Source organism: Pseudomonas graminis (assembly GCF_013201545.1).
Classification (GTDB): Bacteria; Pseudomonadota; Gammaproteobacteria; order Pseudomonadales; family Pseudomonadaceae; genus Aquipseudomonas.
The window spans coordinates 4,684,311-4,703,614 of record NZ_CP053746.1; the positions used below are offsets into that span (position 1 = coordinate 4,684,311).

Sequence of the window (19,304 nt, forward strand, 5' to 3'; positions counted from 1 at the left end):
AGAATATCCGGGAGATCGCCGGAGCCAACACGTCCGGCGATATCAATGGCGCGAAGCTTATGCCTGCACCGGCGCCGATTCAAATGCCGTGACGAGAAAGTCCGTTACCTGCGACGCAACAGTGGGCGTGAACGGCGCGAAGAAACCGTCCAGAAAACCGAGTAAAGAACCATTGCCACGGCGCCGGGTCATTTAGCAATGCCGCAGCCGTTTCGCTTGCGCATCCCCAGAGTGAGGCCGACCTTGAGCAACCCATCCGATCAGCGCAACAACCGTTCTCTGGACGGTCTGAACTTCTTTCTGGCGGATGTGCGCGACGGCCTTGGGCCGTATCTCGCGATCTATTTGCTGGCCGTCCATAAGTGGGACCCGGCGAGCATCGGGCTGGTCATGACCCTCGCCGGCATTGCCGCGCTGGTCACGCAAACCCCGGCGGGTGCGCTGATTGACCGCACCCGCAGCAAGCGGCTCGTTGTCATTGTGGCGGCATTGCTGGTGACGGCCGGCTGCCTGGTGCTGCCGTTCATTCACTCGTTTACCTGGGTGGCGATCACCCAGAGCATCAGCGCCATTGCCGGCTCCGTGTTCGCCCCGGCCATCGCGGCCATTTCCCTGGGGATCACCGGGCCGAAAGCCTTTACCCGCCGGACCGGACGCAACGAAACCTGGAATCACGCCGGCAATGCCTGCGCCGCACTGCTGGCCGGCATCTTTTCATGGCTGTTCGGGCCGATTGCGGTGTTCTACCTGATGGCATTCATGGCCCTGGCGAGCATTGTCGCCGTGGCATTCGTCGATGCGTCGGCGATCGATCATGACGTCGCCCGCGGCTTTGACCCCGCCCACGTCCAGGCCCACGATCAACCCAGCGGCTGGGCAGCATTGCTGCACAACCGGCCCCTGTTGATGTTCGCTATTTGCTGCGGGCTGTTTCATCTGGCCAATGCGGCGATGCTGCCGCTGGTGAGTCAGAAACTCTCGCAAATCGACGTCAACCTCGCCACGCCGCTGACCTCGGCCTGCATCGTCGCCGCGCAGCTGGTGATGGTGCCGGTGGCCTGGCTGGTGGGCGCCAAGGCCGACGTGTGGGGGCGTAAACCCCTGTTGCTGGCGGGCTTCATTTTTCTGCCGCTGCGGGGCGTGCTGTATGTCATGTCGGATAACCCCTACTGGCTGGTGGGCGTGCAATTGCTCGACGGCATCGGCGCCGGGGCGTTTGGCGCGCTGCTGCCGCTGGTGGTCAAGGACCTGACCCGCGGCACCGGGCGCTTCAATGTCAGCCTCGGGGCTATTTCGACCGTGTTCGGCCTGGGCGCGGCGCTGAGCAACGGCCTGGCCGGACTGGTCGTACGCGAGGCGGGCTACAGCGCGGCGTTTCTGACGTTGGCGGCGATTGCCGCCGTGGCGTTTGCGCTGCTATGGCTGGCGGTGCCGGAAACCGGCGAGCGCGTGGCGGATGATCATCTGCATGGCGCGGCGGCTACCTGATCGACCGGATCAACGGTCGGGGATGGTGCTCGCGCCCTCCCCCAATTCCCGCTGCATGATCACCGTGTCCAGCCAGCGGCCGTGCTTGAAGCCGACGGACTCAAATACGCCGACCTGGCGGAAGCCCAGTCGCGCATGGAGCCGAATCGATGCGACGTTTTCGCTGTTGCCGATGATCGCCACCATCTGCCGTCGGCCCGATTCGGTGCACTGCTGGATGACCGCCGCCAGCAACGCGTGACCAATCCCGAACCCGGCCATGCCTTCGCGCACGTAAACCGAATCTTCCACCGTGAAGCGATAGGCCGGCCGCGGCCGGTACAGCGTCGCATAACCGTAACCCACCACTTCACCTTCGCGCTCGGCGACCAGATACGGCAATCCGTTGGCGCAGATGTCGGCGCGGCGCTGCAGCATTTGCGCAAGCGTCGGCGGTTCCAGCTCGAAGCTGGCAGTGCCGTGAGTCACATGATGGGCGTAGATCGCTTGCACAGCGGGCATGTCGGACTCACGGGCGTCGCGCACGATTAATTTGTCGGCCATGGCATTTCCTCTTCCAGATCAGAACGCGGAGGGAGCGAAGCTTGCCCGTGAAGCGGTCGGCCTGTCCAACCCGGCTCGGGGCATTTTCTTGCGCGTTCACTTCCAGCGCCGGGGCGCCGAACGCTGGCCCGGCGATTGGTCTAGAATGCCGCCCTTTCCCACTGCCGACCTGCCCGCCACCGATGAATGCCGACGCCCTCGACCTGCTCGACTCCCACCTTCACACCGCCCTCGCCGACGCGCCCGCCGAAACACGCCGGCTGTTTCACGGCCGTGGCCGACGCTGGCCCGGGCTGGAACAGCTGACCGTCGACTGGATGCAGGGTGTGGTGCTGGTGTCGCTGTTCAAGGCACCGGCCGCCGATGAGCTGGAGGCCCTGAAGCAGCGGTTGTTCACGCTGATCAAGTCACCCGCCTGGCAGCAATCCCGCGCCCATACGCTGTTGCTGCAGCACCGTTATCTGCCGGACAGCCACACTGAAGCGCTGCTGGGCGAGGTGCTTGAGGAATGGACCCTGACCGAGGGCGGCCTGCGTTACCTCGTGGACTTCGGCAAAAAACAGAACACCGGGTTGTTCCTCGACATGCGTTACGGGCGCGATTGGGTGCGGGCCAATGCGGCGGGCAAACGGGTGCTGAACCTGTTCGCCTACACGTGCGGGTTCTCGGTGGCGGCGATCGAAGGGGGCGCTGATTTTGTGGTCAATCTGGACATGTCCCGGGCGGCGCTGAGTCGCGGCCGCGACAATCACCGGCTTAATGGCCATGACCTGAGCAAGGTGACGTTTCTCGGCCACGAACTGTTCAAGTCCTGGGGCAAGGTGAAAAGCACCGGGCCGTATGACCTGGTGATCATCGATCCGCCGTCGTTTCAGAAAGGCAGTTTTTTGCTGACCAAGGATTACCAGCGGGTGCTGCGTCAGCTGCCGGAGCTGTTGACGCCGGAAGGCACTGTGCTGGCCTGCATGAACGACCCGTTGCTGGGCGCTGACTTTCTCATCGAAGGCGTGACCCGCGAAGCGCCAGGATTGCGGTTTGTCGAGCGGTTGGAAAACCCGCCCGAATTCGCCGATGCCGAGGAAGGGGGTGGCTTGAAAGCGTTGGTGTTTCGCCAGGGCTGAAAGGTGACCGCACGACGCGATCTCAGCAGGAGCCGGCTTGCTGGCGAATGCGTTGGGTCAGGCAATGGTGGTGTGACAGACCTACCGCATTCGCGACCGTCGTAACCTCCGATTGCTCCTACAGTTGATCTGCGTCCGGCCCGGATGGTGAGAACCCGCACGAACCTGTAGGAGCGCGCTTCAGCAGTGACAACGTGGTTGAGCGCTAGGCACTCAACCGCGAGATCACGTCATTCAAGCCCACCGACAACACATGCAGATTCTGACTCGCGGTCTGGGTGCGCTGGACATTGTCCTGATTGGTGGTGGCAATGGCGGTGATCTCGGTCAGGTTGCGGGAGATGTCTTCGGCCACGGACGTCTGCTCTTCCGCCGCCGTCGCGATCTGCCGGTTCATGTCGCGGATGGCTTCGACGGCCGAGGTAATGCGTTCCAGCGAGGAGCCTGCCAGCGCTACCTGATCGACGCTTTCCTGGCTGCGGGCCTGGCCGCTTTCAATCGCCTGGGCAGCGTCCACCGCGCCGGTCTGCACCGAGCTGATGATCTGGTTGATTTCCGCCGTCGAGGCCGCGGTGCGCTGGGCCAGCGTGCGCACTTCATCGGCGACCACCGCAAAACCGCGCCCGGCATCGCCGGCACGGGCCGCTTCGATGGCCGCGTTCAGCGCCAGCAGGTTGGTCTGCTCGGCGATGCCGCGAATCACTTCCAGTACCTTGCCGATCCGGCCGCTGTCGGCTTCCAGACGGCGAATGACGTCAGCGGTATTGCTGATTTCGGTGCGCATCTGGGTAATGGCGGTGATGGTCGCGCCCATCACCTTGCTGCCTTCCTGAGAGCTGCGGTCCGCTTCGTCAGCGGCCTGAGCCGCCTGAGCGGCATGGCGTGCGACTTCCTGGGCGGTGGCAGACATCTCTGTCATCGCCGTCGCCACCTGATCGGTACGCTCGAATTGCTCATGGGTGCCCTGGGCCATCAGCGCGGCGATCGCTTTCAGTTCGCCGCCGGCGCTGTCCAGGTCGGTGGTGCTGCGCTTGAGGCGGGTAAAGGTGTCGGCGAGGAAATCCCTCAGGGTATTGGCCGCAACGGCCAGACGCCCGAGTTCATCCTGGCGGGTGATGCTGACACGGTCGCTGAACTTGCCCTGACTCAACTGCGCAACGTATTCGATGAGCATGCTGATCGGCGCGACGATGTTGCGGTTGACCACCCACAGCGTCAGCACGCCCACCAGCAACGCCGAGGCAAGCATGACCAGCGTGCCGATCAGGATGGTCTGGTCGGCCGTGCTGCTGAGGATTTTCGACTGTTCGTCACTCTGTTTGCGCAGGCCGGCCACCAGGCCGGTCATCTGCTCGCTGGCCGCGCGGTCGACGCCTTTCACGGCCATGTCACCGGCGACCGGATCACCACCGGAGGCGATATAAGCATCACGGCCCTTGCGATACGCGGCACCCAACGTGCGGTGCTCGGTGCGCAGGGCATCGATCTGGGTCTTGGTCGTGCTGTCCAGGCCATTCACGGCGCTCAGTTGCCCAAGCGTGTCCTGCACCTGACGCTCCTGGTCCTCGAACTGCGCCCAGAATTTATCGCGGTCGGCCGGCTGCTTGCCGCGCAACAGCACGTTCTTCCACTCCTGCACCTGAACCTTGAATTGCAGGTTGGCCTGATCGACCAGTTGCGAGGCGTGCAAAGGCCCTTCAAGCAGACCGCGGTAGGCGTGTACGTTGCTGGAGAGGAACTGGAAACACGCAAGGGCAATCAGCACGACCAGCACGAGGCTGCCGCTGAGCAGCGCGAGGATCTGCAATCTCAGGGATTTCGACATACGGGGATCTCAAAAGGGAGGACAACCTGCTCCGAGGATCACCCGGAGTTTTTGCGGCTTGCCACATCCCTGTGCCATCGCGTCGGATCGATCCGAAAGCGAGGCGCCTACACAGATTGATTCGACCCCGCGCAGGGCTTCTTGAAGGAGAGCCCGGCGCAGCCGACGGGCGGTTGGAAAGCGTCAACGATCTGCCTTTCAGCCCCGTCAAACGGTTGTCGAAACGCGCTAAACGGGATTCAGATGAGTGCTCAGGAAGCAGCGATCACTCCCGCTGACCGAACACCTGGGAGGGGCGGCGCAGCACCGGATCGAAGGGATTTATCTTCTGGCTGATCGCCGTTGCCTCGCGCTTGAGCATGTCCACCACCGTGGGCATGCGATCTGCACTGAGACGATCACTGATGGTCGCCACGCTCAACGCCGCCACCGCCCGGCCGTCGCGGTCGAGAATCGGCACCGCCAACCCTGCCATGCCTTCCAGCACGCCGGTGTTGCGCGCGGCGTAGCCAGTACGCCGCACCGTGTCGATTTCCGAGCGCAGCATCACTTCGTCGTAGAGGTGGAAATCCCGCAGGCGCGGCAGGTTGTAGCGGATCACGGTCTCGCGTTCTTCTTCCGGCAGATACGCCAGGATGGCCAGACTGCCCTGCCCCACGCCCAGCGCCACGCGGCCGCCGATGTCGCCGGTGAAGGTGCGGATCGGGTATGGACCTTCGCTGCGGTCAAGGCACACCGCGTCGAAACCACTACGCGCCAGCAGAAACAACGAATCTCCCAACGAGGCCGATAACCGCAACAGGCTCGGCCGCACCACGTCCCGCAGGTTGCCGGACTGCCCGGCGCGCGCCGCCAAGGCAAAGAACTCCAGGCTCAGTCGATAGCGCTTGCTGCGCAGGTCCTGCTCAACCATGCCTTCGTCCATCAGGCTGCGCAGCAAGCGGTGGGTGGTCGGTTGCGACAGGCCGACCTTCTGCGCCAGTTGCGTCACGCGCTCACTGCCATCGGGACAATCGCCCAGCGCCCGCAGCACGGCAAACAGGCGAGAGACCGCCCCGACACCCGTTTCTTTCTCGACGCCATTCCGCTCAGTGAAATCCATGTAGCGCGTTTCCCAATCTATTTTCGCTGAATGAATGAATCCGAAAAAACTACTCACTCAATGAAATTGCTCGTTGAGCGCATCCTATTCTTGGGCCTAGGATCAGTCCACAGGGCGATTTGAATAACAGCGGCAGCCGACAGTGATCGAGCGCCAGCGTCCACGACCACCCGCAGCACTTCTCTTCGCATCTGCCCATAAAAAAGCGTGCCTCCGGTGCGCACGAAAAAAGGTGGAACGCAGCCATGGCTTTTCTTCAGCTCCAGGCACTGTGCAAGCGCTACGGCCCCGTCGATGCCGTCGTGGCCACTGACCTTTCGGTGGAGCAAGGCGAGTTCGTCTCCCTGCTCGGCCCCTCCGGCTGCGGCAAAACCACCACCCTGCAAATGATCGCCGGCTTCGTTGATGTCAGCGCCGGCCGCATCTTGCTGGACGGCCGCGACATCACCCACGCCAAGCCGGCCAGTCGCGGGCTTGGGGTGGTGTTCCAGTCCTATGCGCTGTTCCCGCACATGACCGTGCGCGACAACGTCGCCTTCGGCCTGAAGATGCGCAAAGTCTCCGCCGCCGACATCGAGCATCGCGTCTCCCGGGTACTGGAGCTGGTGCGCCTCACGCCCCATGCCGAGCGTTACCCCCGCGAGCTGTCCGGCGGCCAGCGTCAGCGGGTCGCTCTGGCACGGGCGCTGGTGATCGAGCCGCCGGTGTTGCTGCTGGACGAACCGCTGTCCAACCTCGACGCCAACCTGCGCGAAGAAATGCAGTTCGAGATCCGGCGCATCCAGCGCGAAGTCGGCATCACCACCCTAATGGTCACCCACGACCAGGCCGAAGCGCTGTCCATCAGCGACCGCGTCGTGGTCATGCAGGCCGGGCGCATCACCCAGATCGACGAGCCCTACCACCTCTACGAACACCCGCGTACGCGTTTCATCTCCGGCTTCGTCGGCAAGGCCAATCTGCTGCGCGGCGATCGCGATGCCAGCGGCGCCCCCCAGGTGCGCCATCAGCCCGGCGACGGCCAACTGGTGCTGAGCCTGCGCCCGGAGAAAATCGACCTGGTGCCTGCGGGGACCGGCCGTCTGCAAGGACGCGTGGTCATGCGCTACTTCCTCGGCAGCCAGTGGCTGTACCGCATCGAAACGCCCATCGGCGAAATCACCGTGGTGCGCCGCAATGATGGCGACGCGCCGATGAACGAAGGCTTCGCGGTGGGGCTGGACTGGCCGTCGGATCTGCTGCGCGTGCTCAGCGTCGACGAGGTGCCGGCATGAGTGTGCTGCGCGACACCGGACGCGGTTATCTGCTGTCGGCCCCGGCCCTGGCGTTGTTCTTCGGCCTGCTGGTGCTGCCATTGGCCTTGACGCTGGTACTGTCGTTCAACGTGTTCGACTACGAAGTCGGGGTCAAGGGCGGTGAATGGACCCTGGCCCAATACGCCAATCTGGTCACCGATGCCTACTTCTACGAGATCTTCCTGCGGACCTTCTGGATCAGCGCGCTGGTGACCCTGCTGTGCGTGGTGATCGGCGTGCCCGAGGCCTACATTCTCAGCCGCATGGGCACCCCGTGGCGTTCCATTTTCCTGATCCTGATCCTCACGCCGCTGCTGATTTCGGTGGTGGTGCGGGCGTTCGGCTGGAGCCTGCTGCTGGGCGCCGACGGTTTGATCAATCAGGCGATCCAGGCCCTTGGCGGGCGTCCGATCAAAATGCTGTACACGCCGTTCGCGGTGATTCTGGCGCTGGTCCACGTGATGCTGCCGTTCATGATCATCCCGGTGTGGACCTCGCTGCAGAAACTCGACGCCTCCGCCGAACAGGCCGCGCTGTCCCTTGGTGCCACCCAGGCACAAGTCATGCGGATGGTGGTGTTGCCCCAGGTGATGCCGGGCGTGCTGTCAGGCACGTTGATCGTCTTCGGCCTGTCGGCCAGTTCGTTCGCCATCCCCGGCCTGCTCGGCGGGCGCCGCCTGAAGATGGTCGCCACCGTCGTCTACGACCAATACCTCTCGGAACTCAACTGGCCCATGGGCGCGGCGATTGCCGTGGCGCTGCTGCTGATCAACCTGTTGGTCATGCTGTCGTGGAACCGGCTGGTCGAAGGCCGCTACAAAAAATCCCTGGGGGAATGAGCCATGTCCAAAAACGGTCCTCTGGCCCTGTCGTTTCATGCCCTGGTGGTGGTTTTCATGCTCGCGCCGCTGGTGGTGGTCTGCCTGGTGGCGTTTACCCCGGAAAACACCTTGAGCCTGCCGTGGCACGGGTTTTCCCTGCGCTGGTTCAGGGCGGTGTTCGAGCGCGCCGACTTCATTCAGTCGTTCTACAACAGCCTGATTCTGGCGGTGGTCGCGGCCACCCTGGCGACGTTGATTGCCGTGCCGGCGGCATTGGCGATCACCCGCTACCGCTTTCCCGGCCGCGACTTTCTCAACGGCCTGTTCCTGTCGCCGATCATCATTCCCCATCTGGTGCTGGGGGTGGCAATGCTGCGCCTGTTCGCGCTGATGGGGGTGAACGGCAGTTTTGTCTGGCTGATGTTCGCCCACGTGGTGGTGATCACGCCGTACGTGCTGCGCCTGGTGATCGCCGCCTCCATCGGCATGGACCGCAGCGCCGAGCAAGCGGCCGAATCCCTCGGTGCCAGCCGCTTCACGCTGTTTCGTCTGATCACCCTGCCGATGATCCTGCCCGGCGTCGCCGGAGGCTGGCTGCTGGCATTCATCAACAGCTTCGACGAAGTGACGCTGTCGATCTTCGTCACCTCGCCGTCGACCCAGACCCTGCCGGTGCGCATGTACGTGTACGCCACCGAATCCATCGACCCGATGATGGCGGCGGTCTCGGCGCTGGTCATCGCCCTTACGGCGGCGACTATGATCATTCTCGACCGGGTGTATGGCCTGGACCGTGTGCTGGTGGGGAGGCATTGATGAATCTTTCATCCATTGACATCTGTCTCAGGGAGCGCGCGCCATGGCATTGCTGAAACGACTGGCCGAACGCGATCGCGCCGTGGTCGCCTTTACCCTCGACGGCCAGCCGGCCAGTGGTTTGCAGGGCGATACCTTGCTCACGGCGGTACTGACGGCGGAGGACTCGCTGCGCGGCAGCGACTTCAGCGGTGAGCCCCGGGCCGGTTTCTGCCTGATGGGCGCGTGTCAGGACTGCTGGGTGAAACTGGGCGACGGTCGCCGGGTGCGCGCCTGTTCGACGATGCTCGAAGCCGGCGTGTACGTGAGTCGCGAACCGGGGCGCAGCGTATGAATGCGCCGACCCTTCAAGCCATGAACACCGTTATCGTCGGCGCCGGCCCAGCCGGGATTCGCGCGGCGCAGACGCTGCTTGCCCACGGCCTGCGCCCTTGCCTGCTGGATGAAAGCCTGCGCGGCGGCGGTCAGGTCTATCGCCGCCAGCCGGAGAACTTCAAGCGGTCGGCGAAGGCGCTGTACGGTTTCGAAGCAGGCAAAGCCGCGTCGGTTCACGCCACCCTCGATCAGTTGCAACGCGAGATCGACTACCGCCCCGAGACGCTGGTGTGGAACGCCGAGGCCCGCACCCTCGACACCCTCTGCAATGGCCGCGCGGCCCAAGTGCCGTTCAAGCACCTGATCGTTGCCACCGGCGCCACCGACCGGATCTTGCCGGTGCCAGGCTGGACGTTGCCCGGCGTCTACAGCCTCGGCGCAGCCCAGATCGCGCTGAAGTTTCAGGGCTGCGCCATCGGTCAGCGCGTGGTCTTCGCCGGCAGCGGGCCGCTGTTGTATCTGGTGGCGTATCAATACGCCAAAGCCGGCGCGACGGTGGCGGCGGTGCTCGACAGCTCGCCGTTTTCCGCCCAGACCCGCGCCCTGCCCGCGCTGCTCGGGCAACCGTCGACGCTGGCCAAGGGGCTTTATTACCGCGCCTGGCTGACCGCCCACGGCATCCGGGTGCATCAGGGCGTTCATCTGCATGACATTCAGGGCGAGCACCGGGTTAGCGGGGTCAGCTGGCAACAGGGCAATCAGCTCAAAAACCTCGCCTGTGACGCCGTCGCTTTCGCCCACGCCCTGCGCAGTGAAACCCAATTGGCCGATCTGCTGGGCTGCACGTTCAGCTGGAGCCCATTGAATCGTGCCTGGCTGCCCACCCGCGACGCCGCCGGCCGCAGCAGCGTCGACGGGGTTTATCTGGCCGGTGATGGCGCCGGGATCATGGGCGCCGACGCTGCGGAAATGGCTGGCGAACTGGCGGCGCTGACCTTGTTGGGCGACATGGGTCACCCCGTCGACCGCGCCCGCAGCGTTGAATTGCAGCGGCAACTGGAAGCCATCCAGCGCTTTCGCCAGGGACTGGAAACCGCGTTCCCCTTCCCCGAAGACTGGGCGGCCAAGGCGCCGGACAGCCTGACCGTGTGCCGCTGCGAGGAAGTCAGCGCCGGCGACATCCGTCAGGCCGTGGCCGAGGGTCATTGGGAAATCAACCGGGTCAAGGCCATGTGCCGGGTCGGCATGGGCCGCTGTCAGGGGCGCATGTGCGGGCTGGCCGCGACGGAAATCGTCGCTCAGGCGTCAGGGCGGGACATCGCCAGCGTCGGTCGCCTGCGCGGGCAGGCGCCGATCAAGCCGTTGCCGTTTGGCGTGGAGGCAGAACAATGAGCCAGCCCGTTGAAGTGGATGCGGTGGTGATGGGCGGCGGGATTGTCGGTGCGTCGGCGGCGCTGTTCCTCGCCCTGAGCGGCAAACGCGTGGCGCTGCTGGAAAGGGACTTTTTCGGCTCCCACTCAAGCGGCGTCAATTATGGCGGCGTGCGGCGCCAGGGTCGGCCGTTGTCGCAACTGCCGCTGTCCCAGCGCGCCCATGAAATCTGGGGAGACCTACGCGCGTTCATCGGCACTGACGGCGAATACGTGCGCTCCGGGCATCTCAAGCTCGCGCGCAGCCACAAAGACATGGCCGCGCTGGTCGCGTATGAGGAGGCGTCTCGCGGGTTCGGAATGGAATTGCAGCTGCTCGATCACGCCCAGTTGCGCGCGCGCTTCCCATGGGCTGGCGATGTGGCCGTAGGGGCTTCGTTATGTGCCGACGACGGCCATGCCAATCCGCGCCTCGTCTCGCCGGCATTCGCCGCTGCCGCACGCCGCGCCGGTGCCCAGACCTTCGAGCAGGCCCACGTCAGCGAGGTCAGCCATAACGGGCAGTCTTTTCTGGTGAAGACCGCCGGCGGCCTGAGCTTTCGCGCGCCGTGGCTGCTCAATTGCGCCGGGGCGTGGGCGGCTCAGCTGGCCCGGCAGTTCGGCGAACCGGTGCCCATGCGCGCGGGCCATCCGGCGATGCTGGTGACCGAACCGCTGCCGATGTTCATGGACGTCAGCACCGGCGTCGAGGGCGGCGGGATTTATGCCCGACAGGTGGCGCGGGGCAATTGCGTGCTGGGCGGCGGCCAGGGATTTCCGTTGGACCCGGCCACTGCGCGGCCCGGTCAGGCGGCGATTCTGGAGATCCTGCGCAACGCCGTTGAACTGTATCCGCCGCTGGCCGGTGCCCAGGCCATTCGCACCTGGAGCGGCACCGAAGGTTATTTGCCCGACCGCGAGCCGGTCCTGGGGCCCAGTTCGACCCAACCCGGCCTTCTGCACGGTTTCGGTTTTGCCGGCTCGGGGTTTCAGATTGGCCCGGCGGCGGGCGAGGCCCTGGCGCAGATCGTCGGTGCCGGGGCTTCGAACATTGATCTGAGCCCGTTCTCGATTACCCGCTTTCAATCGCCATCGCACACTTCATCGCCTGCCATCGTCGTGCCGTCCGGCACCGATAACGTCATTCCATTGCTCAGAGGAAGGTCGAACCCATGATTCACATGAAACGTGTTGCCCAGACCGGCTTGTCTTGCCTGCCGTTCGCTATGTTTCTTGCTTCGATGCCCGTACAGGCCGAACCGACGCTGTATCTGGGCATGAACGGAGGCACCATGGAGCGGTTGTACGCCGACCACGTGCTGCCAGCGTTCGAGAAGGCCAACAACGTCAAGGTGGTGATTGTGCCGGGCACGTCCTCGGACATCCTCGCCAAGGCGCAGGCCAGCAAGGACAACCCACAGATGCACGTGATGTTCCTCGACGACGGCATCATGTACCGGGCCATTTCCATGGGCCTGTGCGGCAAGTTGAACCCGAGCGCGAGCCTGGCGGACATTCCGGCCAAGGGCAAGATCAAGGAAGAAGCCGTGGCCGTCAGCCTGGGTGTCACCGGGCTGGCCTACAACACCCGGATGTTCAAGGACAACGGCTGGAGCGCGCCGACGTCCTGGGCTGACATGGCGGACCCCAAGTATAAGGAGAAGCTGGTGTTCCAGTCGCTGGCCTCCTCCACGTTCGGGCTGCATGGTTTTCTGATGTTCAACCGGCTGCAGGGTGGCAACGAAACCAACGTCGAGCCGGGTTTCAAGGCGTGGCCGAAGACCGTCGGGCCGAACGTGCTGGAGTACATCGCCAGCTCGGCGAAGATCTCGGAGATGGTGCAGACCGGCGAAGCGGCGCTGTTCCCGCTGACGCCGACCCAGGTCACCGCGCTCAAGCTCAAGGGCGTGCCGGTGGAATACGCGCCGCCGAAGGAAGGCGCTGTGGTGTTGAACGTGGCCGAATGCACCATCGCCAACAACGACCAGCCGGAACTGGCGCAAAAGCTCGCGGCCTTCCTGCTGACCCCGGAAGCCCAGGCGCCGGCGCTGGAAATGGGCGACCAGATCCCGTCCAACCCGAAAACCCCGACCACCGACAAGACTCGCGGTCAGGTGGAAGCCATGAACAAATACCTGGAAACCGCGGTGACCATTGATTGGGACCAGGTCAACCAGGTCCGCCCGGAATGGAACGCCCGGTGGAGCCGGTCGATCGAGCGGTAGGCGCGATTTAAGTGGGCCCGGCTTTAGCCGGGAAGGCGTCGGATGCCACACCGAAAAATGGATGGGGTATGCGCTGGCCTCTTCCCGGCTAAAGCCGGTCCCACAAGGCGATCGCCTGCAGCCAGTGGGCCCAACCATGCCCCGGGCATCCGGGGTCCCGCGCCGGTCGCGAATCCATCCCACATTTGTTTCAACTATCCCTGCCTACTACAGTCACACAGTCATTCCCGCCCTTTGACTGATGACGAATTCGCATGAGCTTCATTCTTTGCATGACCGTCTTCGGTGTCCTGCTGATGCTGCTGGCACTGACTTCTTCTTACCTGCGCTGGCTGCCGGTCACCACGTCGGCGGTGTGTCTGGCGTTTGGCGCCGCGATTGGCCCCTGGGGCCTGGACATTGCGCAGCTCGACGTGCGCGACGCCCGCCACTGGCTCGAACGCCTCACCGAAATCGCCGTGCTGTTTTCCCTGTTCAACACCGGCATCAAGCTGCGCCTGCCCCTGCACCGTAGCGGCTGGTATTCGGCGTACCTGCTGGCCGGACCGGTGATGCTGGCGACCATTGCCGGTGTCAGCCTGACCGCCCATTACTTGTTCGGCCTGTCATGGCCGATCTCGTTGTTGCTCGGCGCCATGCTCTCGCCTACCGACCCGGTGCTGGCCGGCCTGGTGCAGGTCAACAGCGCCCAGGACCTGGACCGGGTGCGCTTCGGCCTGTCCGGAGAGGCCGGGCTTAATGACGGCACTGCGTTCCCCTTCGTGATTTTCGCCCTGATGTTCATCACCCACGGTTTTTCGGATTTCGACTGGACCCAGGGCTGGCTGCTGAAAAATATCATCTGGGGCGTGCCGGTCGGGCTGATGCTCGGTTACGGCCTGGGCCGAGGCGTGGGCCACCTGATGATCTACCTGCGCATCAAGAACGCCGACAGCACGTTGTCGCCCAACGACTTCCTCGCCCTGGCGCTGATTGCCATTGCCTACGTCAGCGCCGAAGGCCTTGGCGCTTACGGATTTCTGGCGGTATTCGCGGCGGGCATCGGCATGCGTCATGCCGAGTCCAACGCCACCCAGTCTGAGGTGCCGTCGGAGCATGTGGCGATCCCGGTGGTGGGCCACACCCACAGCGACCCGGAGTCGGCGATCATGGGCGATCGCGATTCACTCTCCGACAGCCAACTGGCGGCCGGCGTGATGATGGGCGACATGATGGTCTTCGGCAGTCTGGTAGAGCGCGCAATGGAGGTGCTGTTGATCACCCTCCTTGGCGCGGCCCTCGCCACTTACTGGGACTGGCGCGCCGTTGGCCTGGGCTTGGCGTTGTTCTGCGTAATCAGGCCGTTGAGCGTCTGGCTGCTGATCAGTGGCAAACTGCTAAGCCGGCCGCAAAAGGCACTGGTCGGCTGGTTCGGCATTCGCGGCATCGGCACGTTGTACTACCTTTGCTATGCGTTGACCCATGGCCTCCCCGCTGAGGCCGTTCACACCACCATCAGCCTGACGTTGTCCGTGGTGGCGTTGAGCATCCTGCTGCACGGCATCAGTATTCAACCGTTGCTGGAGCGATACGAACGCAGCATCGCTCGGGCCAGCAAAGACTGACCAGGGACGATGCCGCTTTAATTCCAGAGGGATGGCCCCGTTGCCTGAAAACCTTGTGATAGACAGCGTCGATGATGCTATCGGAACAAGCGATTGGACGCTTAACACCCTGATCGGTAGCGTGCTCACGAATTGATCAGGTCTTTTGGGCGCTGACTGCCCTGCGGTTTAACGTCGCAGCAGCGTGCCCATCAGGGATCGGCGCCGTGTCGGCTGACACCCCGCGCACCAAGCCCGGATGCTTGACCCCTCCTTTGTTTACGCGTCACGGCTCGTTGAGCCGCGGCACGGTTCATCGCTTGCGAGCCTGAAAGCCTATGTCCATCAATACACCGCAGCAGATCGCCGAAATCACCATTGAAGCCGGCGTGAAGAAGTCCCACCTGCCGACCCCGGCAATTCTGGTGCTGGGCTTTCTCGCCGGCGCGTTCATCGCCCTGGGCTTTCTGCTGGACATCCACGTCAGCACCATGATCCCGGCGCCTTGGGCGTCACTGGGCAACCTGATGGGCGCGGCGGTGTTCCCGATTGGTCTGATTCTCGTCATCCTGGCCGGCGGTGAGTTGCTGACCGGCAACATGATGAGCCTGCCGACCGCCATGTTCGCCGGGCGTATTTCGCTGTCGGCGGTGGCGCGCAACTGGGCGCTGGTGACCTTGGCGAATCTGCTGGGCGCGCTGTTCGTCGCCTACTTCTTCGGCCATGTGCTGGGCCTGACGGAAGGCGCGTACCTGGCAAAAACCCTGGCCATCGCCAAGGCCAAGGTCAGCGCCGACTTCGCTCAGGCGTTTATTTCCGGCATCGGCTGCAACTGGCTGGTGTGCCTGGCGGTCTGGTTGTCGTATGCGAGCAAAGACGTGACCGGCAAGATCCTCGGCATGTGGTTCCCGATCATGGCCTTTGTTGCCATCGGCTTCCAGCACGTGGTCGCCAACATGTTCGTGATCCCGGCGGCGATCTTTGCCGATGCCCTGAGCTGGACCGAATTCGTTGAAAACTTCGTTGCGGTGTTCCTGGGTAACGCCGTGGGGGGTGCAATTTTTGTCGGGCTCGCGTATTACGTGTCCTATTCGAAAGCCATTCAGGCTTCGGCAACCGGCGTCACTGCTGCGGCCATCGAGCAGCAGACCGGTAGCAAGATTTAACGCTGCAGCCGCGCGCTTCGGATCGCGAATCGCGCACCCTGTTTCTGCCACGCTTCACGCTGTCGAGAGTAATCAATGTCAGATCGAGTCCTGATGGACAGCTATTCACGCAAGGTCGATTACGTACGCATGTCGGTGACCGATCGCTGCGATTTTCGCTGTGTGTATTGCATGGCGGAGGACATGACGTTCCTGCCGCGTCAGCAGATTCTCTCCCTCGAAGAAATCCACCAGCTGGCTGAGCGCTTCGTCGCGCTGGGCACCCGAAAAATTCGTCTGACCGGCGGCGAGCCACTGGTGCGCTCCGGCATCGTCGGGCTGGTGCGCAGCATCGCTGCCCTGCCCGGCCTGCGCGAACTGTGCATGACCACCAACGGCTCGCAGCTCGACAAACTCGCTGTGCCGCTGTTTGAAGCCGGCCTCAAGCGCCTCAACATCAGCCTCGACAGCCTCGACCCGGCTCGCTTCAAGGAATTGACCCGCACGGGTGAGCTGAGCAAGGTCATTGCCGGGATCGACGCCGCCAACGCGGCCGGCTTCGAGCGCACCAAGCTCAACTGCGTGGTCATGCAGGGCCGCAACGACCACGAGATCAATGATCTGGTGGCCTTTGCGATTGATCGTGGGGTCGATATCACGTTCATCGAAGAAATGCCCCTGGGCACGATCAGCGAGCACAGCCGCGCCGAGTCGTTCTACTCCAGCGAGCAGGTGCGTGAACGCATCGCCGAGCGTTACACCCTGGTGCATTCGACCGAAACCACGTCCGGGCCTTCGCGCTACTGGCGCGTGGCGGAAGCACCGCACATCCGCATCGGCTTCATTTCGCCCCACAGCCACAACTTCTGCGCGACCTGCAATCGGGTTCGGGTCACGGTGGAAGGTCGTCTGCTGCTGTGTCTCGGCAATGAGCATTCGGCTGATTTGAAAGCCGTGCTGCGGGCCAATCCGGGTCAGCCGGAAAAGCTGGAGAAAGCCATCGTCAGCGCCATGCAGCTGAAGCCGTGGAAGCACAACTTCGAGCTCAACGATGATGTGCAGGTGGTGCGCTTCATGAACATGACGGGCGGCTGAATACGCCCTTGTTCATGAGCTGACCTGGCGTTGATGAGAAGCCTGGCAGCCTCCAGCTTGAGACCGCCAGCCTCTGTTGAACAGGCTGATCAGCCCTTGATGAAGCCCAGCAGAATCTCGTTGATCTCTTCCGGCTGCACGTTGCACATGCCGTGAGCGCCGCCCTTGACCACGTGCAGTGTCGAGCCTTTGACCAATTCGTGACTCTTATAGCCGGACGCGACGATCGGAACGATCTGGTCGTCATCGCCGTGGAGGATCAGGGTTGGCACGTCGATCTTTTTCAGGTCTTCGGTAAAGTCGGTTTCCGAGAACGCCTTGATGCAGTCGAACTCTGCTTTGACGCTGCCGAGCATGCCAATGGACCAGAACGAGTCGATGGCGCCCTGGGAGGTTTTCACGCCGTCGCGGTTGAAGCCGAAGAACGGCACGGCGAGGTCCTTGAAGAACTGCGAGCGGTCGGCGGTGAAGCCGGCGCGGATGCCGTCGAAGACTTCCATGGGCAGGCCTTCGGGGTTGGCGTCGGTTTTGAGCATGATCGGTGGCACGGCGCCGATCAGGACGGCTTTGGCAACGCGGGCGGTGCCGTGACGGCCGATGTAGCGGGCGACTTCGCCACCACCGGTGGAGTGGCCGATCATGATGGCGTCTTTGAGGTCCAGGGCTTCGAACAGTTGGGCGAGGTCGTCGGCGTAGGTGTCCATGTCGTTGCCTTCCCAGGTCTGGCCGGAGCGCCCGTGGCCGCGGCGGTCGTGGGCGATGACGCGGTAGCCGTGCTGGCCGAGGAAGAGCATTTGTGCATCCCATGCGTCGCCGTCGAGGGGCCAGCCGTGGGAGAAGACGATCGGTTGGCCGGCGCCCCAGTCTTTGTAGAAGAATTCGGTGCCGTCTTTGAGGGTCAGGGTGGTCATGGGATGCGGTCCTCTGGAGTGGATGCGGGGGGAAGGTTGAGCGTAGTCGTTTGTGGCGCGGCTGGATTGGAGATATGTGCTTAATTGCCGCGGCCAGGCTTGAAGCCAAATCGAGATCTAGAGCCAGATCAAGATCAAGGGCGTCTGCCTGGGGGCAGACTATTTCGCCTTCGGCGAGTTACTTGGAAAAGCACCCCAAGTAACCAAGGGTGCCTGCTCCTGGTTTGGCCCTTCCTTCGTCAGGGTTCCTTCACTCCGGTCTCGCTCCGTGGGCCCGCGCCGAACGGGCATCCATGCCCTGACGGCGCTCTCGCCGCATCCATGCGGCTCGGCCCACTGCGCGAGACCTGCGTTCAGCCTGCACCCAAGTCGCGATTGGCGGTGACTGAGCCTTTTGTGTATGAAGATCAAGATCAAAAGCAGATCAAGAGCTTCCCGGCTGAAGCCGGTCCCACAGGATCGCTGACCGCACGCGGTGTGTTAGTGGGACCGGCTTTAGCCGGGAAGAGGCCGGTGTGGCCATCACCATTTCCGCTGAATGCACGCACCCTCACTGTCTGATCGTGCCCACGCTCCGCGTGGGTATGCATCCCGGGACGCTCCGCGTCCATCCCAGGTTGAAGCCGGTCCTACTGACCGCATACACATGTAGGACCGGCTTTAGCCGGGAAGACGCCGGTATGGCCACCGGTGATGAGGCCTGAGACAGGCGCCTCAGGCCTGGTTGCCACCGCGGCTCAATGCACCCAGGCGACCGGAGATCGACTGCATGCCTTTGCCCAGCTCGCGCAGGGTGCCGGCGTCCCGGGCGCCTTGTTCGCTGGAGGCGTGGATGCGCACAGCCAGTTCGTTGATTTCATGGGTGACATGGCTTTGCTCCTGGGCGGCCACGGCGATCTGATGGGCGCGCTGGACGATGTCATCAAAGCTGAAGACGGTGGTGCCCAGTGTGGCGGCGACATTGACCGCTTGCTGCACCGATTCTCGGGTGCGCTGGGCGCCGTTCTGCATGGTCGACACCGCCGCACTGGAGGCCTGACGCAGTTGCGAGATCATCTCTTGAATTTCGTTCGCCGAGGCCTGGGTTCTCCCGGCCAGTGTGCGCACCTCATCCGCCACCACCGCAAAACCACGCCCCTGCTCGCCTGCCCGCGCCGCTTCGATGGCGGCGTTCAGGGCCAGCAGGTTGGTCTGCTGGGAGATCGACTTGATCACTTCCAGCACGCTGCCCACGCGCTCGATGTCATCGCCCAACTGGGTGATGGCGCCCGCCGCGCCGGCAATGTCCGTTGCCAGTACTTCGATGGACTGGCTGTTGCTGTTGACCTGATCCTGGCTTTTCTGCGCATCGCCCAGGGAACGGCGGGCGGTGTCGGAGCAGTCCGTGGTGTTCTGGGCGACTTCGTTGGCACTGGCCGACATCTCGGTGATCGCAGTCGCCAGCAAGGTGTTGTCCTGGCGCTGGGATTCGGCCCGCTCGGCGACGCCTTGGGACAACTGCGCCAGCTCGTTGGCCTGGCGTTCCAGAGACACCGACTCCTCGGCGATGCGGTGCAGCATGTCGCGCAGCGAACCGGCGTAGCGGTTGACCGACTCACGCAGCGCGCCTA

Annotated in this window: 17 protein-coding genes; 12 read left to right on the forward strand and 5 right to left on the reverse strand. The window is 63.6% G+C overall.

From position 1 onward, the window contains the following. Nucleotides 1–243: 243 nt before the first annotated feature. Nucleotides 244–1,488, forward strand: a complete 1,245-nt coding sequence (locus tag FX982_RS20985; protein ID WP_172612383.1) for an MFS transporter — start codon at nucleotides 244–246, stop codon at nucleotides 1,486–1,488. 9 nt (nucleotides 1,489–1,497) lie between these two features. On the opposite strand, the gene FX982_RS20990 is transcribed toward FX982_RS20985, so the two are convergent. Then, a complete protein-coding gene (locus FX982_RS20990; protein WP_172612385.1) occupies nucleotides 1,498–2,031 on the reverse strand; it encodes a GNAT family N-acetyltransferase in 534 nt (177 codons plus the stop codon). Between the two features lie 182 nt (nucleotides 2,032–2,213). On the opposite strand from FX982_RS20990, the gene FX982_RS20995 reads away from it, so the two are divergent. Beyond that, the gene (locus FX982_RS20995; RefSeq protein WP_172612387.1) at nucleotides 2,214–3,152 is read left to right on the forward strand and encodes a class I SAM-dependent methyltransferase; all 939 of its coding nucleotides are present in this window, start codon (nucleotides 2,214–2,216) and stop codon (nucleotides 3,150–3,152) included. 205 nt (nucleotides 3,153–3,357) lie between these two features. Here the strand turns inward: FX982_RS20995 and FX982_RS21000 are convergent, their stop codons facing one another. Together FX982_RS21000 and FX982_RS21005 are read right to left on the reverse strand one after the other, a co-directional pair. Continuing rightward, a complete protein-coding gene (locus FX982_RS21000; protein WP_172612388.1) occupies nucleotides 3,358–4,977 on the reverse strand; it encodes a methyl-accepting chemotaxis protein in 1,620 nt (539 codons plus the stop codon). A 265-nt stretch (nucleotides 4,978–5,242) separates the two neighbouring features. Next, complete coding sequence (locus tag FX982_RS21005; protein WP_172612390.1) at nucleotides 5,243–6,079, reverse strand: IclR family transcriptional regulator; 837 nt, start codon at nucleotides 6,077–6,079, stop codon at nucleotides 5,243–5,245. Nucleotides 6,080–6,324: 245 nt separating this feature from the next. Between FX982_RS21005 and FX982_RS21010 the strand changes: the two genes are divergently transcribed. The 10 genes from FX982_RS21010 to moaA all read left to right on the forward strand — a co-directional run bounded on the left by FX982_RS21010 (nucleotide 6,325) and on the right by moaA (nucleotide 16,783). Further along, nucleotides 6,325–7,353, forward strand: a complete 1,029-nt coding sequence (locus FX982_RS21010) for an ABC transporter ATP-binding protein (protein WP_172612391.1) — start codon at nucleotides 6,325–6,327, stop codon at nucleotides 7,351–7,353. Continuing rightward, nucleotides 7,350–8,213 (forward strand): ABC transporter permease, encoded by an 864-nt coding sequence (locus tag FX982_RS21015; protein ID WP_172612393.1) that lies wholly within the window; start codon nucleotides 7,350–7,352, stop codon nucleotides 8,211–8,213. Before FX982_RS21010 ends, FX982_RS21015 begins: the two co-directional genes overlap by 4 nt. 3 nt (nucleotides 8,214–8,216) lie before the next feature. Then, a complete protein-coding gene (locus FX982_RS21020; protein WP_037010374.1) occupies nucleotides 8,217–9,011 on the forward strand; it encodes an ABC transporter permease in 795 nt (264 codons plus the stop codon). A 43-nt stretch (nucleotides 9,012–9,054) separates the two neighbouring features. After that, nucleotides 9,055–9,345 (forward strand): (2Fe-2S)-binding protein, encoded by a 291-nt coding sequence (locus tag FX982_RS21025; RefSeq protein ID WP_172612394.1) that lies wholly within the window; start codon nucleotides 9,055–9,057, stop codon nucleotides 9,343–9,345. Next, on the forward strand, nucleotides 9,342–10,718 hold the full coding sequence (locus FX982_RS21030) for an NAD(P)/FAD-dependent oxidoreductase (protein ID WP_254074840.1): 1,377 nt from the start codon (nucleotides 9,342–9,344) through the stop codon (nucleotides 10,716–10,718). Before FX982_RS21025 ends, FX982_RS21030 begins: the two co-directional genes overlap by 4 nt. Further along, on the forward strand, nucleotides 10,715–11,911 hold the full coding sequence (locus FX982_RS21035; protein WP_172612396.1) for an NAD(P)/FAD-dependent oxidoreductase: 1,197 nt from the start codon (nucleotides 10,715–10,717) through the stop codon (nucleotides 11,909–11,911). The genes FX982_RS21030 and FX982_RS21035 overlap by 4 nt, the downstream gene beginning before the upstream one ends. Beyond that, on the forward strand, nucleotides 11,908–12,960 hold the full coding sequence (locus FX982_RS21040) for an ABC transporter substrate-binding protein (RefSeq protein ID WP_172612397.1): 1,053 nt from the start codon (nucleotides 11,908–11,910) through the stop codon (nucleotides 12,958–12,960). The genes FX982_RS21035 and FX982_RS21040 overlap by 4 nt, the downstream gene beginning before the upstream one ends. A 254-nt stretch (nucleotides 12,961–13,214) precedes the next feature. Further along, nucleotides 13,215–14,564: a cation:proton antiporter gene (locus tag FX982_RS21045; RefSeq protein ID WP_172612399.1), complete on the forward strand. Its 1,350-nt coding sequence runs from the start codon at nucleotides 13,215–13,217 to the stop codon at nucleotides 14,562–14,564. A 317-nt stretch (nucleotides 14,565–14,881) separates the two neighbouring features. Beyond that, nucleotides 14,882–15,709 (forward strand): formate/nitrite transporter family protein, encoded by an 828-nt coding sequence (locus FX982_RS21050; RefSeq protein WP_172612401.1) that lies wholly within the window; start codon nucleotides 14,882–14,884, stop codon nucleotides 15,707–15,709. Nucleotides 15,710–15,784: 75 nt separating this feature from the next. Next, nucleotides 15,785–16,783, forward strand: a complete 999-nt coding sequence (gene moaA, locus FX982_RS21055) for a GTP 3',8-cyclase MoaA (protein ID WP_172612403.1) — start codon at nucleotides 15,785–15,787, stop codon at nucleotides 16,781–16,783. An 89-nt stretch (nucleotides 16,784–16,872) separates the two neighbouring features. On the opposite strand, the gene FX982_RS21060 is transcribed toward moaA, so the two are convergent. Together FX982_RS21060 and FX982_RS24930 are read right to left on the reverse strand one after the other, a co-directional pair. After that, a complete protein-coding gene (locus FX982_RS21060) occupies nucleotides 16,873–17,694 on the reverse strand; it encodes an alpha/beta fold hydrolase (RefSeq protein ID WP_172612405.1) in 822 nt (273 codons plus the stop codon). 714 nt (nucleotides 17,695–18,408) lie between these two features. Next, nucleotides 18,409–19,254 carry a methyl-accepting chemotaxis protein gene (locus FX982_RS24930; protein WP_438826346.1) on the reverse strand — a complete coding sequence of 282 codons (846 nt, stop codon included), beginning with the start codon at nucleotides 19,252–19,254 and terminating at the stop codon, nucleotides 18,409–18,411. Nucleotides 19,255–19,304 lie beyond the last annotated feature (50 nt).

Excerpts from the sequence above, each read along its gene's own strand:
- FX982_RS20990 (WP_172612385.1), bottom strand. The coding sequence starts at position 2,031 with ATGGCCGACAAATTAATCGTGCGCGACGCCCGTGAGTCCGACATGCCC.
- FX982_RS20995 (WP_172612387.1), top strand. The coding sequence starts at position 2,214 with ATGAATGCCGACGCCCTCGACCTGCTCGACTCCCACCTTCACACCGCC.
- FX982_RS21000 (WP_172612388.1), bottom strand. The coding sequence starts at position 4,977 with ATGTCGAAATCCCTGAGATTGCAGATCCTCGCGCTGCTCAGCGGCAGC.
- FX982_RS21005 (WP_172612390.1), bottom strand. The coding sequence starts at position 6,079 with ATGGATTTCACTGAGCGGAATGGCGTCGAGAAAGAAACGGGTGTCGGG.
- FX982_RS21010 (WP_172612391.1), top strand. The coding sequence starts at position 6,325 with ATGGCTTTTCTTCAGCTCCAGGCACTGTGCAAGCGCTACGGCCCCGTC.
- FX982_RS21015 (WP_172612393.1), top strand. The coding sequence starts at position 7,350 with ATGAGTGTGCTGCGCGACACCGGACGCGGTTATCTGCTGTCGGCCCCG.
- FX982_RS21020 (WP_037010374.1), top strand. The coding sequence starts at position 8,217 with ATGTCCAAAAACGGTCCTCTGGCCCTGTCGTTTCATGCCCTGGTGGTG.
- FX982_RS21025 (WP_172612394.1), top strand. The coding sequence starts at position 9,055 with ATGGCATTGCTGAAACGACTGGCCGAACGCGATCGCGCCGTGGTCGCC.
- FX982_RS21030 (WP_254074840.1), top strand. The coding sequence starts at position 9,342 with ATGAATGCGCCGACCCTTCAAGCCATGAACACCGTTATCGTCGGCGCC.
- FX982_RS21035 (WP_172612396.1), top strand. The coding sequence starts at position 10,715 with ATGAGCCAGCCCGTTGAAGTGGATGCGGTGGTGATGGGCGGCGGGATT.
- FX982_RS21040 (WP_172612397.1), top strand. The coding sequence starts at position 11,908 with ATGATTCACATGAAACGTGTTGCCCAGACCGGCTTGTCTTGCCTGCCG.
- FX982_RS21045 (WP_172612399.1), top strand. The coding sequence starts at position 13,215 with ATGAGCTTCATTCTTTGCATGACCGTCTTCGGTGTCCTGCTGATGCTG.
- FX982_RS21050 (WP_172612401.1), top strand. The coding sequence starts at position 14,882 with ATGTCCATCAATACACCGCAGCAGATCGCCGAAATCACCATTGAAGCC.
- moaA (WP_172612403.1), top strand. The coding sequence starts at position 15,785 with ATGTCAGATCGAGTCCTGATGGACAGCTATTCACGCAAGGTCGATTAC.
- FX982_RS21060 (WP_172612405.1), bottom strand. The coding sequence starts at position 17,694 with ATGACCACCCTGACCCTCAAAGACGGCACCGAATTCTTCTACAAAGAC.
- FX982_RS24930 (WP_438826346.1), bottom strand. The coding sequence starts at position 19,254 with ATGCTGCACCGCATCGCCGAGGAGTCGGTGTCTCTGGAACGCCAGGCC.